1 protein-coding gene is annotated in these 313 nt (G+C 40.6%); it reads right to left on the minus strand.

Annotated elements, in window-relative coordinates; genetic code table 11:
• Positions 1-242: hypothetical protein (locus tag ACFINC_RS11165; protein ID WP_375617243.1), on the minus strand; the 242-nt coding region annotated here is incomplete at its 3' end.
• Positions 243-313 lie beyond the last annotated feature (71 nt).

Here is a 313-nt window from a genome sequence, read left to right on the forward strand (position 1 = left end):
CCAAGTGACAGAAGCCCTTGGGGATCATCAGTTATGCCTTTATTGTTTTCCCACTCTTGATAATATCCATCCATATAAAAGAAATTTAAATTACCAGCCTTAAGCAGCTCTTGAACATCTGCAGGTACGACTGTTCTCGGATTGGAAAAGCAAAGGATAGATAACTTCGGATTCGCGCACGATAGGCTAAACCGATTGATGATTCCTTTGGTAGAATCATTGAACGAAACACACATAACCAACGCATCACAAGTTGAAACGATACCTTTGAGATCAGATCGTATAAGGCCAAGCTCTTTCTCAAGCGTAGATT

It is taken from the genome of Bartonella sp. AP58NXGY, assembly GCF_042195785.1.
Classification (GTDB): domain Bacteria; phylum Pseudomonadota; class Alphaproteobacteria; order Rhizobiales; family Rhizobiaceae; genus Bartonella.